Source organism: Actinocatenispora thailandica (genome assembly GCF_016865425.1).
In the GTDB taxonomy this organism is placed as follows: Bacteria; Actinomycetota; Actinomycetes; order Mycobacteriales; family Micromonosporaceae; genus Actinocatenispora; species Actinocatenispora thailandica.
Genome location: NZ_AP023355.1, coordinates 3,893,428 through 3,907,730 on the forward strand (window position 1 = coordinate 3,893,428; position 14,303 = coordinate 3,907,730).

13 protein-coding genes and 1 pseudogene are annotated in these 14,303 nt (G+C 74.8%); 6 read left to right on the forward strand and 8 right to left on the reverse strand.

Features of this window, described 5'->3' with window-relative positions:
• Positions 1-3 precede the first annotated feature (3 nt).
• Positions 4-1,229 (reverse strand): annotated as a pseudogene (locus tag Athai_RS17360) (acetoin utilization protein AcuC).
• A gap of 376 nt (positions 1,230-1,605) precedes the next feature.
• Between Athai_RS17360 and Athai_RS17365 the strand changes: the two are divergent.
• Complete coding sequence (locus tag Athai_RS17365; RefSeq protein WP_203962442.1) at positions 1,606-3,006, forward strand: GH1 family beta-glucosidase; 1,401 nt, start codon at positions 1,606-1,608, stop codon at positions 3,004-3,006.
• A gap of 34 nt (positions 3,007-3,040) precedes the next feature.
• Here the strand turns inward: Athai_RS17365 and Athai_RS17370 are convergent, their stop codons facing one another.
• The 3 genes from Athai_RS17370 to Athai_RS17380 all read right to left on the reverse strand — a co-directional run bounded on the left by Athai_RS17370 (position 3,041) and on the right by Athai_RS17380 (position 5,218).
• Complete coding sequence (locus Athai_RS17370) at positions 3,041-3,817, reverse strand: alpha/beta fold hydrolase (protein ID WP_203962443.1); 777 nt, start codon at positions 3,815-3,817, stop codon at positions 3,041-3,043.
• A gap of 112 nt (positions 3,818-3,929) precedes the next feature.
• Positions 3,930-4,778, reverse strand: a complete 849-nt coding sequence (locus tag Athai_RS17375) for an alpha/beta hydrolase (RefSeq protein WP_203962444.1) — start codon at positions 4,776-4,778, stop codon at positions 3,930-3,932.
• Positions 4,779-4,906: 128 nt separating this feature from the next.
• Positions 4,907-5,218: a hypothetical protein gene (locus tag Athai_RS17380; RefSeq protein WP_203962445.1), complete on the reverse strand. Its 312-nt coding sequence runs from the start codon at positions 5,216-5,218 to the stop codon at positions 4,907-4,909.
• A 199-nt stretch (positions 5,219-5,417) separates the two neighbouring features.
• Between Athai_RS17380 and Athai_RS17385 the strand changes: the two genes are divergently transcribed.
• Positions 5,418-6,782 carry a serine hydrolase domain-containing protein gene (locus tag Athai_RS17385; protein WP_203962446.1) on the forward strand — a complete coding sequence of 455 codons (1,365 nt, stop codon included), beginning with the start codon at positions 5,418-5,420 and terminating at the stop codon, positions 6,780-6,782.
• A 64-nt stretch (positions 6,783-6,846) separates the two neighbouring features.
• Here the strand turns inward: Athai_RS17385 and Athai_RS17390 are convergent, their stop codons facing one another.
• Complete coding sequence (locus Athai_RS17390) at positions 6,847-7,230, reverse strand: hypothetical protein (RefSeq protein ID WP_203962447.1); 384 nt, start codon at positions 7,228-7,230, stop codon at positions 6,847-6,849.
• A 201-nt stretch (positions 7,231-7,431) separates the two neighbouring features.
• Positions 7,432-9,018, reverse strand: a complete 1,587-nt coding sequence (locus tag Athai_RS17395; RefSeq protein ID WP_203962448.1) for a 3-hydroxyacyl-CoA dehydrogenase family protein — start codon at positions 9,016-9,018, stop codon at positions 7,432-7,434.
• Positions 9,019-9,113: 95 nt separating this feature from the next.
• On the opposite strand from Athai_RS17395, the gene Athai_RS17400 reads away from it, so the two are divergent.
• The 4 genes from Athai_RS17400 (at position 9,114) to Athai_RS17415 (ending at position 12,869) form a co-directional block, all read left to right on the forward strand.
• Positions 9,114-9,800, forward strand: coding sequence for an SDR family NAD(P)-dependent oxidoreductase (locus Athai_RS17400; protein WP_203962449.1), 687 nt, complete (start codon positions 9,114-9,116; stop codon positions 9,798-9,800).
• Between the two features lie 67 nt (positions 9,801-9,867).
• Positions 9,868-10,581, forward strand: coding sequence for a sulfotransferase-like domain-containing protein (locus Athai_RS17405; protein ID WP_203962450.1), 714 nt, complete (start codon positions 9,868-9,870; stop codon positions 10,579-10,581).
• Between the two features lie 133 nt (positions 10,582-10,714).
• A complete protein-coding gene (locus Athai_RS17410) occupies positions 10,715-11,281 on the forward strand; it encodes a hypothetical protein (protein ID WP_203962451.1) in 567 nt (188 codons plus the stop codon).
• A 64-nt stretch (positions 11,282-11,345) separates the two neighbouring features.
• A complete protein-coding gene (locus Athai_RS17415) occupies positions 11,346-12,869 on the forward strand; it encodes an aldehyde dehydrogenase family protein (protein WP_203962452.1) in 1,524 nt (507 codons plus the stop codon).
• Positions 12,870-13,074: 205 nt separating this feature from the next.
• Here Athai_RS17415 and Athai_RS17420 read toward each other — a convergent pair whose 3' ends face one another.
• Positions 13,075-13,569, reverse strand: a complete 495-nt coding sequence (locus Athai_RS17420; protein WP_203962453.1) for an RDD family protein — start codon at positions 13,567-13,569, stop codon at positions 13,075-13,077.
• Between the two features lie 31 nt (positions 13,570-13,600).
• Entirely contained in the window at positions 13,601-14,260 is a 660-nt protein-coding gene (gene nucS, locus Athai_RS17425; RefSeq protein WP_203962454.1) for an endonuclease NucS, read from the reverse strand.
• Between the last annotated feature and the right edge of the window lie 43 nt (positions 14,261-14,303).

Genomic DNA, 14,303 nt, shown 5'->3' on the forward strand with positions numbered 1-14,303 from the left:
GGCTCAGTCCCTCGGGTCGTACGGGTCGAGCCCGAGCAGCGGAAACACCGCGCGCCGGGTGGCGATGATCGCCCGGTCGACGGCGTCGGCCGGCTCCCCGGGATCCCAGGGGCGGTGCGGTACGGTCCCGGCCGCCGCGCCGGGGAAGTCGCTCATGGTGGCCGGCGGGTACGCCTGCGGGCAGCGTGCCTGGGCCAGCGCCCGCCACCGCGGCGGGGTCGGCGTGTCCGGTTCGATCGGCCCGCCGGTGAGGATCGCGAGCAGGTGCGTCCAGGCCCGCGGCACCGCCTCGACCAGCGCGTACCCGCCGCCGCCGAACGCCAGCCAGCGGCCGCCGCACACCGTGTCGGCCAGCCGTTCCAGCGCCAGGTAGGCGGTGCGCTGGCAGTCCACCGACAGCCGCAGGTCGGCGAGTGGGTCGGCGCGGTGCGCGTCGGCCCCGCACTGGGTGACGAGCAGCTGCGGCTTGAACGCCCGGACCGCCCCGGGTATCACGGCGTGGAAGGCGCGCAGCCAGCCGGCGTCGCCGGTACCCGGTGGCAGGGCCAGGTTGACCGCGCTGCCGGGGGCGCCGTCGCCGCCGGTCTCGGTGGGGAACCCGGTGCCGGGAAACAGCGCGTACGGGGTTTCGTGCAGGCTGATGGTGAGCACCCGCGGGTCGTCGTAGAACACCTGCTGCACGCCGTCGCCGTGGTGCACGTCGATGTCCACGTACGCGATCGACTCGGCGCCGGCGTCCAGCAGGGTACGGATGGCGATCGCCGGGTCGTTGTACACGCAGAAGCCGCTGGCACGATCGGGCATCGCGTGGTGCAGGCCGCCGGCGATGTTGACCGCGCGGCGCGCGGCGCCGGTCCAGACCGCCCGGGCGGCCGCCACGCTGGCTCCGACGATCAGCGCGCTCGCCTCGTGCATCTGCGGGAACACCGGGTCGTCGGCGGTGTTGAGGCCGTGCCCGGTGACGTTCGGGTCGCTCGACGCCGCCCGTACCGCGTCGAGGTAGCCGGCGGTGTGCACCAGCCGCAGGGTGGCGTCGTCGGCGGGGTGGGCGCCACCACCTCGACGGCGGGGCGGTCCAGCACCCCGAGTTCGCGCGCCAGCGCCATGGTCAGCTCGACCCGGACCGGGTTCATCGGATGGTCGCCGAAGTCGTACCGGAGCAGGTCGGGAGCCCACAGCACGGCGGCCGGCGGCGGCGCAGTGGTCGCCGGCGGAGTCCCGCCCGCCATGTCCGCGTTGTCGCGCATCGCCACATCCCTCGCTCCGACGACGCCATCATCGTGTCATGCGGTCGGGCGGCTCGGCGGAGTAGTACGCCGGCCGAGGCATGGTGGCGGCCGTACCGGGCACTCGATGGTCGGGCGTGGCTTCTCCGGGCGCCGGTGGTTCGGGGATTCGGGTACCGGGAGGTTCGGGGTGCCAGGAGGTTCGGGGTGCCAGGAGGTCCGGGGTACCAGAGGTTCGGGGTGTCGGGAGGATAGGGGTGTCGGGAGGCTCGGGTGCCGGGATGCCGGCGGGCTCCCGGACCGTCGAGCTGCCGCGCGAGCCCGCCGGGCCAGCTAGAGTGTGAGGAATTCTCATATCGGCGAGCCGGGGAGGATGGTCATGGCAGGGCAGTTTCCGGCCGACTTCGTCTGGGGTGTGTCCACCTCGGCCTACCAGATCGAGGGCGCGGTCGACGCCGACGGCCGCGGCCGGTCGATCTGGGACACCTTCTGCGCCGAACCCAACCGGATCGCGAACGGCGAGACCGGCGAGATCGCCTGCGACCACTACCACCGGTACCGCGAGGACGTGGCCCTGATGGCCGATCTCGGCGTCGGCGGGTACCGGTTCTCGGTGGCGTGGCCGCGGGTGCAGCCGACCGGCAGCGGCCCCGCCAACGCCGCCGGGCTGGACTTCTACGACCGGCTGGTGGACGAGCTGGCCGCGCACGGCATCGCCCCGATGCTCACCCTGTACCACTGGGACACCCCGCAGCCGGTCGAGGACGCCGGTGGCTGGACGGTACGCGACACCGCGCACCGGTTCGCCGACTACGCCGCGCTGGTGGCCGACCGGCTCGGCGACCGGGTCGCGTACTGGGTGACGCTGAACGAGCCGGCGATGATGACGATGCTCGGCTACGGCGTGGGCGTGCATGCACCCGGCCGGCAGCTGCTGCTCGACGCGCTGCCCACCGCGCACCACCAGCTGTACGGGCACGGGCTGGCGGTCGCCGCGCTGCGCGCCGCGGGCGTGGCCGGCCGGATCGGCATCGCGAACAACCACACCCCGGTGGTACCGGCCGGCGCCACGCCGGGCACCGCGCCGGGGCCGGCCGATCTCGCCGCGGCCGACGCGTACGACCTGCTGCACAACCGGCTGTTCGCCGACCCGGTGCTGCTCGGCCGCTACCCGACCGCGCCGGCCGGCTTCGAGTCGTTGGACGAGCTGGCCGCCGACGCCGAGGCGCTCGCCGCGATCGGCGCACCGCTGGACTTCTACGGCGTCAACTACTACCAGCCGACCCGGATCTGCGCGCCGGGCGCCCTCGCCGCGGAGCTGCCGCCGGATCTTGCCGGCTCGCTGCCGCCGCTGCCGTTCGGCTTCGCGCCGTTCGACGCGGCGGTGCCCCGCACCGGGTTCGGCTGGCCGTCGGTGCCACACGGCCTGACCGACCTGCTCGGCGACCTGACCCGGCGCTACGGCAACCGGCTGCCCCCGCTGTACGTCACCGAGAACGGTGCGAGCTACCCCGACGAGCCGGCCGCGGACGGTTCGGTCGACGACCCGGCGCGGGTCGAGTACCTGTCCGGGCACGTCGCCGCGGTGGCCGCGGCCCGGGACGCCGGGGTCGACGTGCGCGGCTACTTCGTCTGGTCGCTGCTGGACAACTTCGAGTGGGCCGCCGGGTACGGCCAGCGGTTCGGGCTGGTGCACGTGGACTACCCGACCCAGCGCCGCACCCCGAAATCCTCGTACCGCTGGTACCGCGACCTGATCGCCGCCCACCACCCGCGGTAGGCGACCGGCCGGGCTGGCTGTCGGCCGGCCGGGGTCAGCCGATGCGGGCGAGGAGGGCGCGGACGCCGGTGTTGAACCGTTCCGGCGCCTCCACCGGGGTGAGGTGGCCGGCGCCGGGGATCCGGCGCAACCGGGCACCCGGGATCGCGTCGGCCATCCGGGCCGCCTCGGCCGGCGCGGTCAGCGCGTCGTCCTCCCCGACCACCACCAGCGTCGGCACCTCGACGCCGGCCAGCAGCTCGGTGGCGTCCCGGCGTACCGCCATCGCGCGCTGTGCCCAGGCCACCGCCGCCGGTGGCGCCGCGACCGCCGCGGCGGCGACCCGCTCGTACACGTCGGGGCGCTGCCAGCGGGTGTTCGCGCCGATCAGGTTGGGCACCACCTCGCGGCGCAGCGATTCGCTGGAGCCGGCCCGCTCGACCGTGTCGGCGATGCGCCGGCGGTTCGCCGCCGCCTCGTCGGTGTCCGCGGTCGCCCTGGTGTCGGCGAGCAGCAGGCCGGCCAGCCGCTCCGGGTGCCGGCGCAGGAACGCCAGCGCCACGTAGCCACCCATCGAGATGCCGCCGAGCACCACCGTCTGCAGCGACAGGGCATCGAGCAGCTCGCACAGATCGTCGGCCGCGACGTCCAGGTCCGGCTCCGCCCGGCCCAGCTGGGCGCTGTCGCCGAAGCCGCGCTGGTCGGGGGTGATGACTCGGGCGTGGGCGGCCAGCCCGTCGCGCTGCGCCGCCCACATCGCCGCGTTCAGGGGGAACGCGTGCAGCAGGACGAGCGGTACGCCGTGGCCGGCCTCGGTATGTCCGATCCGCATCGTCCTATCCTGCCGGTAGGCGTCCGTTCCGCGCAGCGCAGGTCGGCGTGGCTGGCCCCATCGGGTCGGTCCACCGGCGCGCGCACCGCTTGCCGACGCCCCGCACCGCGCACTACCGTGCCGCGCCACCTGCGGTGTCACCCGGCGAGGGAGCCGCCGTCCCGTCGCCCGCGGCGGGCCCGGGGAGCGGTTTGTCGGCGAACGCCGCGACCGTCCGGTTGGCGTAGGCGGAGGCGTCGCCGAACTCCATCGGGCCGTCCCAGCTGCGGGGCAGCGGCGCCGACTCGGGCGCGACCCGGCGCACGATCTCGTCCAGGATCAGCTCCGAGTGCCCCACCCACAGGTGCTTGCCGCCGGGCACACCGACCACCTCGGCCTGCGGCACCGCCGCGAACCGCTGCGCGGCCTCCGCCGGCCGCAGGTAGTCGTCGAACTCCGGCACCAGCGCGGTGACCGGCCGACCGGACGCGGCCCAGGCGGCCAGGTGATCGGGCTTGGCATACCGCAGCGGCGGGGACAGCAGGATCAGGCCGCGCACCGCCGGGTCGCAGCCGTACATCAGGGCGAGGTCGGTTCCGAACGACCAGCCCACCAGCCACACGTCCGGCAGGTCGTGGAACTCGGCGTACTCGATCGCCGCCGCCACGTCGTACCGCTCCGCCACGCCGTTGTCGAAGGTGCCGCCGGAGGTGCCGCGCAGGCTGCCGGTGCCGCGGGTGTTGAACCGCAGCACGGCGAGACCGGCCAGCGCGGGCAGCCGCCACGCCGCCTTGCGGTACAGGTGGGAGTCCATCATGCCGCCGTGGGTGGGCAGCGGGTGCAAGCAGACCAGCGTGGCCACCGGCGGCCGGTCGACCGGGGTGGCGAGCTCGCCGACCAGCGTCACCCCGTCGGCGGTGCTCAGTTCGATGTCGGTCCGGGTGGCCGGCAGGATCGAATTGGCCCGGATCGCAGCGCTCACGATCACCCAGTCTGTCACGTGCGGTCGCCCGGCCAGCCGCTCGGCCGGGCGACGGTGGCGGGCGCCGTACCGGCCGACCGCCGGCGACCGATCGGCGTGGTCGACCACGCCTCCGCCGGCCCGCTCGCTCAGCCGTAACGGGGCGCGTTGCGGGAGCGCTGGATCACCGGGCCGCGCCGCAGCCGGGCCCGCCAGCAGGCGGTGTGCCAGTGCCGCCGGTCGTCGATGTGGCCCTCCGGCCAGCAGACCAGGTGGCCGGTTCCGGCGCGGACCTCCTGGTCGCAGCCGGGACAGCGGTAGGTCTTGCCGCTGCTGCCGGTGACCGCCCGCACCCGCCACTGCCCGTCCGGCCAGTTCTCCAGGGTGTCGACACCGTGCCGGGACCGGTCGTCATCGACCGGGGTCACCGCCTGCTGGCGTCGGTTGCGTCGCGGGCTCACGCCGTCAAGCGTATTTGCCGACCCGTACCGGCCACCGCCAGGCGTATCTGCCGCGCCGTGCCGGCCACCGCCGGACGCCCGCTGCCGGTATGGCTCGGGACGCCGTTGGCGGGCCCGCGCTGCCCGTTCTCGCACGGCGACGACCGCCTCGGGCGCGCGGCGGCGGAATGATCGGTCCGGGCGTGATGTTGGCGCTCGTATGACCGACTCACTGCCCACCGCCATGCCGGCCGACCAGGGCGTCGACTCCCGCGGCGTCGCCGCCTTCCTGGACGCCGTCGAGGCGGCGCCGGGGATCGAGCCGCACAGCCTGCTGGTACTGCGGCACGGGCACCGGGTGGCCGCCGGCTGGTGGTCGCCGTACCGCGCCGAGCGGCCACACATGCTGTACTCGCTGAGCAAGAGCTTCACGTCGACCGCGCTGGGGCTGGCGCTCGATGAGGGGCTGCTGCGGCTCGACGACCGGGTCGTCGACTTCTTCCCCGAGTACCGCGAGCTGGCCACCGATCCGGGGACCCGGGCGATGCGGGTACGGCACCTGGCGTCGATGAGCAGCGGGCACACCCGCGACACGTGGGACGAGGTGTTCGAGTCCGATCCCGCCGATCCGGTACGCGGGTTCCTGCGGCTGCCGCCCGACCGCGAGCCCGGCACCGTCTTCGCCTACAACCAGCCGGCGACGTACACGCTGGGGGTGATCCTGCAGCGGCTCACCGGCACGACGCTCGCCGGGTACCTGCGGCCCCGGCTGTTCGAGCCGCTCGGGATCGGCGCGCCGGGCTGGCAGCAGGACGGGTCGGGCCGCGACCTCGGTTTCGTCGGCCTGTTCCTCCCCACCGACGCGATCGCCCGGCTGGGCGAGCTGTACCTGCGCCGCGGGGTGTGGCGCGGCCACCGGATCCTGTCCGAGGGCTGGGTGGCCGAGGCGACCCGGCCGCAGGTCCCGACCGGCGACGAGAACCCGGACTGGGCGCAGGGCTACGGGTTCCAGTTCTGGATGTCCCGGCACGGCTACCGGGGCGACGGCGCGTTCGGCCAGTTCTGCCTGGTGTTGCCGGAGCAGGACGCGGTCGTGGCGTACACCGGGGCGACGGTCGAGATGCAGGCGGTGCTCGACGCGGCGTGGCGGCACCTGCTGCCGGCGTTCGGCACGGCTGGCTCGGCCGCGGACGACGCGGCGCTCGCCGAACGGCTCGGCCGGCTCGCCCTGCCGCCGGTGCCGGCCGGAGACCAGCGCCCCGGCAACTGGTCGCTGGCCCCTGCCACACCCGGCGACACCCCGTTGACCGGTGTGCAGGTGCGCGACGGGGAGCTCGTCCTGTGCGAGCCGGGCACCGAGCTGCGGCTACGGTTGGCGCCGGGCCGGTGGACGGTCACCGACGAGCCGGTACCCGCCGCGGCCAGCGGCGGCTGGATCGACGGGACGCACCTGGCGGTCGACGTGCTGTTCCTGGAGGCGCCGCACCGGCTGTCGGTGACCGCCGACGTCACCGCCGGAACGTTCGACGCCCGCTGGGTCACCGCGCCGCTGCTCCCGCCGTCGCTGCGGCTGCTGCGCAGCTGACCCACCGGCCGCCGTGCGGCGACGGGGCCGGTGCGGCCCGGGTGGGTGGCCTTGCGGACACCGCTCAGCGGCGGCGCATCCCGTACACGACGTTGATCAGGACCAGGCCGGCCCAGATGAGCACGATGCCGATCAGGGTGGACCCCTGCAGCTGGGTGGCGATGCCGGTCAGCGGGATGCCGGCGCCGATCGAGACGATCGCCAGCACGAACGCGGTGTGATCGGTGCTGCCGTGCGGCTGCTGCGGCGGCTGGGGCACCGCCGGAGGTGGCGCCGGCTGGACGCGGCCGAGCCGTTCGTCCACCCGGCGGTCGATCTGCTGCCCGGTGCGCTCCAGGAACGCCCGGATGACCGCCTCCTCGGCGTCCGGCCCCAGCGCCTTGCGGGCCGCGATCGAGCCCGCCACGTCGTCCATCGAAGGCCCTTCGGCCTCGGCACCCTCCGGCATGCCCACCAGCATAGGACGGCGCCCACCGGGTACCGGTACCCGCGCCGCGGAACCGGCCGCCGAGCACTGCCCGGCCCCGGCACCGCCGACGGCCGCCGCGGCGGGCCGGCACGGTGACCGGCCTGGCGCCACCGATCCGCGCCGCCGACGGCGGACCGGCGTGGTGACCGGCCCGCCGTCGGCGGCTCGGGGGTACGACGGTCAGCCGCGGGCGCCGCGGCCGGCGGCGACCAGCTGGGCCAGCAGCGGGGACGGCGCGCGGCTCGGTTCGCCGGACTCCGCGTACAGCGCCCGGGCGGCGGCGAGCACCGCGGCCGGGCCGAGCCGGTCGATCGCGGCGATCGGACCCTCCGGGTACCCGCAGCCCAGCGTCATCGCGTGATCGATGCCGTCGGCGTCGGCGTAGCCGCTGGCCAGCATGCCGATCGCGTCGTTGAGGTAGGGCACCAGCAGCGCCTCGACGACCAGGCCGGCCCGCTCGTCGACGACGACGGAGCGGCGGCCGAGCGCCTCGGCCAGCCCGCGCGCCGCCGCGACGGCGGCGTCGTCGGTGCCGACGGTACGGGCGATCTCGGCGAACTCGCCGACCAGGTGCAGGCCGACGACGGCGCCGGGCCGGCCGCTCGCGGCGCCGGCGGCGGCGAGCTGGTCGGTGGCCGAGTCGACGGCGAGCACCGCGTCGGTCGCCGCACCGAGCGCCGCGTACGTCGCGGCGTCGGCTCCGGCGCCGACCACGACCAGGTCGACCCCGGCGAGCGCCGACTTGTCCACATCGGACAGTTCGCGGGCCGGCACGCCGGCCGCGGTCAGCGCCGCGGCGGCGGCCGGGTCGTCCAGTACCGCAACGGTGGCGGGCTGGGCGGGTGCCGGCTCGGTGCCGGCCGACGCGCTCCCCGCTGCGGGGGCCGCCGGAGCCCCGGAGCCGGCCTTGGCGTACCGGTAGAAGCCGTGCCCGGACTTGCGCCCGTACCGGCCGGCGGCGGCGAGCTGGCGCAGCAGCGGCGCGCAGGCGTGCCGGCGGCTGGCCCCGCCGTAGGTGTGGATCACGTCGAGGATCTCCACGATGGTGTCGATGCCGATCAGGTCCATCAGCGTCAGCGGGCCCATCGGCAGGCCGGCACCGAGCCGCATCGCGTCGTCCAGGTCGGCCGCCGACACGTAGCCGTCGGACACCAACCAGGCGGCCTGGTTGAGGTAGCCGAGCAGCAGGTAGTTGGCGACGAAGCCGGGCCGGTCGCCGACCTCGACGGGGGTCTTGCCGAGCCGCCGGCACAACGCGACGACGGTGTCCACCGCGTCCTGGTCGGCGACGACCGTGCCGATCACCTCGACCAGCTTCATCACCGGCGCCGGGTTGAAGAAGTGCATGCCGACGACCCGGTGCGGCCGGGTGGTGTGGTGCGCGATCTCGGTGACCGACAGCGAGCTGGTGTTGGTGGCGAGGATCGCGTGCGGGCCGCAGACCCGGTCCAGTTCGGTGAACACGGCGTGCTTGATCGCCATCCGCTCCGGTGCGGCCTCGACCACCAGGTCGGCGCCGGCCATCGCGGCGTAGTCGGTGGTGAAGGTGATCCGGTCGAGGATCCCGGCCGCCTGCTCGGCGGTGAGCTTGCCCTTGCGTACCGCCCGGTCGGTGGAGGCGCGCAGGGTGTCGCGGCCGCGGGCCAGCGCCGCGTCGTCGATCTCCAGCGCCGTCACCGGCAGCCCGCTGCGGGCGAACACCTCGACGATGCCGGCACCCATCGTGCCCAGCCCGACCACCCCGACGGTACCGATCTCGTCAGCCACCCATGACCTCCTGTGTTCGCGGCGTACCGGCCGCGCTGCCGGCCGCCGTTTCGTAGCATCGGCTGGTCGTACCGGCCCGCAGGAAGGCACCGACCATGACCGCCACCGTACTGACCGGGGTGTCCCGCGGGCTGGGCCGGGCACTGTTCGACGAACTGTACGGACGGGGTGACCGGCTGTTCGCCATCGGCCGCGGCTTCACCGCGGAGCAGCGGGCCGCGGACCCGGCCCGGGTCCGGCTGTGCGAGGCCGACCTGTCCCGGCCCGACGTCGAGCTACCGGAACTGTCCGGTTTCCTGACCGCCGGACCCGCCGACGAACCGGTCGTGCTGATCCACAACGCCGGCTCGGTCGAGCCGATCGGCGCGATCGGCACCCTCGACCCGGCCCGTACCGCGGCGAGCGTGCACGTCAACCTGCTCGCGCCGATGCTGCTGACCGGTGCGGTACTGGCCGCCGCCGGCGACCGGCCGACCACGGTGCTGTTCGTCTCGTCCGGCGCGGCGCGGCGGGTGATCGACGGCTGGGCGACGTACTGCGCGACCAAGGCCGGCGGCGAGATGTTCTTCGCCGCGCTCGCCCAGCAGTACGCCGACGACGACCGGGTCCGGGTGGCGAGCGTCAGCCCCGGCGTGATGGACACCGAGATGCAGGCGCTGATCCGGGCCGACGACGATGCCTGGTTCCCGGACCGGGCCCACTACCGGGGGCTGGCCGAGCGCGGCGAGCTGCCCTCCCCCGCCGGCGTCGCCCGCCGCATCGTCGCCGACCACCTCAGCTGACCGGGGCCCGGCGCCGCTCCCCCGCCGAACCGTTGCGGGGCGCGGCCGGGTTGGGTAGACAGACGCCATGATCATCGCGTTGTGGAGCGCACCGCGGTCCCGGTCCACCGCGTTCTTCCGGGCCATGGCGGAGCGCGGCGACCTGCTGGCGCTGCACGAACCGTTCTGCAACGTCACCGACCACGGCGAGACCGACGGCCCGGCCGGCCCGGTCCGCAGCCACCCGGAACTGATCGCCGCGCTGCGGGCGGCGTCGGCCGGCGCCCGGGTGTTCTTCAAGGACACCACCGACAACCGGTACCCGGCAGTGCTCGCCGACCGGCGCTTCCTGGCCGAGGTGCGGCACACGTTCCTGATCCGCGACCCGGCCGAGGTCGCCGCGTCGTTCTACGCGATCGACCCGGGCATGTGTCGCGCCGACGTCGGGCTCGAACACCTGGCCGAGCTGTACGACGCGGCCGTCGCCCACGCCGGCGCCGCGCCGGTGGTGGTCGACGCGGCCGACCTCGCCGCGCACCCGGCCGCCACGATGGCGGCGTACTGCGCCGCGACCGGGCTGCCGTTCCGGCCCGAGGCGCTGCACTGGCAGGCCGGTGACCGCAGCGAGTGGCGCCGCACCGCCGAGTGGCACACCGACGTGGCCGCCTCCACCGGGCTGTCCGGCACCACCTCGCGGTACCCGCACACGGTGCACAACACGCCGCTGCTCGCCGGGTTCGCCGCCCACCACCGGCCGTACTACGAGCGGCTCCGGGCGCACCGGCTGGCCATCGGGGCCTGACCGGCCCGCGCCGTCCCGATACCACATGCTCGCGCCGAGACCACATCCTCGTCCCGTACGTCCGGTTGCCGACGCTGAGTACCGTTCAGCGGACCGGCGCCGAGCGCAGCGGGAGGGGACGAGAAGGATGGCCGTGAACAACGTCGGGACGCGTCCACGACGCGACGGCGCCCGGCGCGATCTGCGGGCCTGGGCGATCGCCGAGGTGCGCGCGTTCGGTGAGCGGCCCCCGTCGTACTTTCGCTGCGCGGATCCGTCCGGCACGATCCGCGTCACGCTGCGCGCCGACGACCGGATGGTCGACGTCGACCTCGACCCGGACTGGCGGGACAGGTTCGGTCCCGAATACTTCGACACCGCGCTGCTCGCCGCCTACCGCGGCGCCCTGCACGACTGCCGGTACGTGCGCGGGCTGGTGCAGCTCGCCGCCGGCAACGTCGGCGGGTCGGGGGCCAGCTCCCTCGAAGGCCGGGCCGGTGCCGCCATCGACGTCGCGGTGGCCGCGGCGGGTGAGTCGGGCCCGGTGCCCGCGGGGTGCGCTGACTCGGTGGTCCGCAGCCCGGCCGGCTACCTGCGGCTGGTCCGGCGCGGCGGCTCGATCCGCAGCGCGCATGCCGACACCCGGCGCATCGGCGCCGCCCCGGCACCGCTGCTGTGCCACGACGTGCTGGCGGTCTTCCAGCTCGCGCTCGGCGCCTGACCGGCCCGGTGATCGGTCGAAACGACGGTTACCGCCCGGTACGGTTTCGGCCTACACTCGCCGCATGACCGCCGAGGTGCACAAGCCAACGCAGACGGAGACGCCGGGGCTTCCGGTGGTGGTGGACGGGCGGCTGCGATCCACCCATCCGGGCACCGGCGCGCTGGTCGGCGAGTTCCCGGTGGCCGACGACACCGACGTCCGGGCCGCGGTGCGCAACGCGCGCGAGGCGGCCCGCTGGTGGGCCGGGCTCGGTTTCGGTGGCCGGGCGGAGCGGCTCGGCCGGTGGCGCGCCGCGCTGGCCCGGCGGATGCCGGAGCTGGCCCGGGTGGTGCACGACGAGGGCGGCAAGCCGGTCGGCGACGCCGTCATCGAGATCACCGCGGCGATCGACCACGTGGCCTGGGCGGCCCGGCACGCCCGCCGGGTGCTCGGCCCGCGTCGCGTCGGCGGCAGCATCCTGCTGCCCGACCAGAGCGCGCTGGTGACCTACCAGCCGTTCGGCGTGGTCGGCGTGATCGGCCCGTGGAACTACCCGGTCTTCACCCCGATGGGCTCCATCGCCTACGCGCTGGCCGCCGGCAACGCGGTCGTGTTCAAGCCCAGCGAGTACACCCCGGCGGTCGGTCAGTGGCTGGTCGACTCGTTCGCCGAGGCGGTCGGCGACGAACCGGTCTTCCAGGTGGTGCACGGCCTCGGTGAGACCGGGGCGGCGCTGTGCGCGGCCGGCATCGACAAGCTCGCGTTCACCGGCTCCACCCGGACCGGCAAGAAGGTGATGGCCGCGTGCAGCGAGACGCTGACCCCGGTGCTGGTCGAGTGCGGCGGCAAGGACGCGATGATCGTCGCCGCCGACGCCGACCTCGACGACGCCGCGGACGCCGCCTGCTGGGCCGGGATGAGCAACGCCGGCCAGACCTGCATCGGCATCGAGCGGGTGTACGTGCACGACTCGGTCGCCGATGCGTTCGTGGACAAGCTGGTGGCGAAGGCGCGAGCGTTGCGGGTCGGGAGTGACGACGAGGCCGACATCGGCCCGATCACGATGCCCGGCCAGGTCGACGTGATCCGCCGGCACATCGCCGACGCCCTGGCACGGGGCGGCACCGCGGTGCTCGGCGGCAACGACGCGGTCGACCCGCCGTACGTGCACCCCACGATCCTGCTGGACGTGCCGGAGGATTCGGCCGCGGTGCGCGAGGAGACGTTCGGCCCGACGCTGACCGTCAGCCGGGTGCCGGACCTGGACGAGGCGATCCGGCGCGCCAACGCCACCGGCTACGGGCTGGGTTCGGCGGTGTTCTCCCGCCGCTCCGGGATGGCCGTCGCGACCCGGCTGCGGTCCGGGATGACCTCGATCAACGGCGGGATGAGCTTCGTCGGACTGCCAGCGCTGCCGTTCGGCGGCGTCGGCGACTCCGGCTTCGGCCGCATCCACGGCGCGGACGGGCTGCGCGAGTTCGCCCGGCCGAAGTCGATCGCGCGCCGCCGGTTCCGGACCCCGATGCCGATCATGTCGTTTCGTCGCGGCCCGCGCACCGACGCGCTGATCCCGAAGCTGGTCCGCTTCCTGCACGGCCGCGGCTGACCTCCCGACCGCCGGCATCCGCCGCGGCCGACCCGCAGCGCGGGTGCGCCGCGGGGCCGGGAGCGGCGAAGCGCGGGTACCCCTCGGACCGAGGGCACCCGGCCGCTGCTGGCCCATCGCGGGCGGGAGCCCAACGGTCGCGCGGCCGGCCCGGTTCGCCGCGTTGCCTGGCCGGCCTCGCCTGGCCGGGGCCCCGAAACACGCCCTAGCTGAACAGGCCGGCCACGATCAGGATCACGCCGAACACCCACTGCATGATCAGCAGCCCGGTCGTCGCCGGCCCGCCGGTGTCGTCCCGGATGATCCGCAGCCCGGTGACCGCCTTGCCCAGCGTCGCGGAGGTCAACCGCTGCACGACGATCCGGTGCACCGCGGAGGCGACCACGAACCCGGCCAGCCCGGCCGCCGCGCCGACCACGACCGGCTGCCCGGCCCGGAGCAGCGCCGCCGCGACGCCGACCCCGATCGCCAGGTGCAGCACCAGATCCAGCGCGAACGACAGCACCTTGCGCAGCTCCCGGGGCGACGGGTAGCGCGGATCCCGGGCCGCACCGTGCACTCCCCCGGCGGCCGGACCGCGCGGCGTTCGGCTGGACACGAGACCGGGCGTCCCGGACAGCCGCAGCAGGTCCCGGTGCCGCACGACGACGAGATCGGCGGCGCGGCGGGTGGACCGGTCACGGTTCGAGGTCGTCACCACAGCCAGAGCATGCGCCACCCCGGCAACCCGGTCAGAAGAGGGTGAGTTCGTCCGAGCCGATGCCGCGCAGCTTGTGGTAGTCGACGGTGACGCAGCGGATGCCGCGGTCGGTGGCGAGCACCTTGGCCTGCGGCTTGATCTCCTGCGCGGCGAAGATGCCGGCGACCGGGGCGAGCAGCGGGTCGCGGTTGAGCAGTTCCAGGTAGCGGGTGAGCTGCTCGACGCCGTCGATCTCGCCGCGCCGCTTGATCTCCACCGCCACCGACGCGCCGGACGCGTCCCGGCACATCAGGTCGACCGGGCCGATCGCCGTCGGGTACTCCCGGCGTACCAGGGTGAAGCCGGCGCCGAAGGTGTCCGGGTGCTCGGCCAAAAGCTCCTGCAGGTGCGCCTCGACGCCGTCCTTCTGCAGGCCGGGATCCTTGCCGAGGGCGTGCTCGGAGTCGTGCAACACCTCGTCGATGGTGATGCGCAGTTCCTCACCCGACTTGTTGATCACCCGCCACAGGCCGGGCTCCTCGGTCAGGTGGCACGGCGGGCTCATCCAGTTGAGCGGCTTGTACGCCCGGTCGTCGGCGTGCACCGACACCGAGCCGTCCGCCTTCACCAGGATCAGCCGCGGCGCCATCGGCAGGTGGGCGGTCAACCGCCCGATGTAGTCGACCTGACAAACCGCAATGAGCAGACGCACCGCACCACCCTATCCGCCACCGGTTCCCGCCGGCCGCGCCCGG

Coding starts and splice junctions, on each gene's coding strand:
- Athai_RS17385 (WP_203962446.1), top strand. CDS start 5,418: ATGACCGACTCACTGCCCACCGCCATGCCGGCCGACCAGGGCGTCGAC.
- Athai_RS17390 (WP_203962447.1), bottom strand. CDS start 7,230: ATGCCGGAGGGTGCCGAGGCCGAAGGGCCTTCGATGGACGACGTGGCG.
- Athai_RS17370 (WP_203962443.1), bottom strand. CDS start 3,817: ATGCGGATCGGACATACCGAGGCCGGCCACGGCGTACCGCTCGTCCTG.
- Athai_RS17400 (WP_203962449.1), top strand. CDS start 9,114: ATGACCGCCACCGTACTGACCGGGGTGTCCCGCGGGCTGGGCCGGGCA.
- Athai_RS17365 (WP_203962442.1), top strand. CDS start 1,606: ATGGCAGGGCAGTTTCCGGCCGACTTCGTCTGGGGTGTGTCCACCTCG.
- Athai_RS17415 (WP_203962452.1), top strand. CDS start 11,346: ATGACCGCCGAGGTGCACAAGCCAACGCAGACGGAGACGCCGGGGCTT.
- Athai_RS17405 (WP_203962450.1), top strand. CDS start 9,868: ATGATCATCGCGTTGTGGAGCGCACCGCGGTCCCGGTCCACCGCGTTC.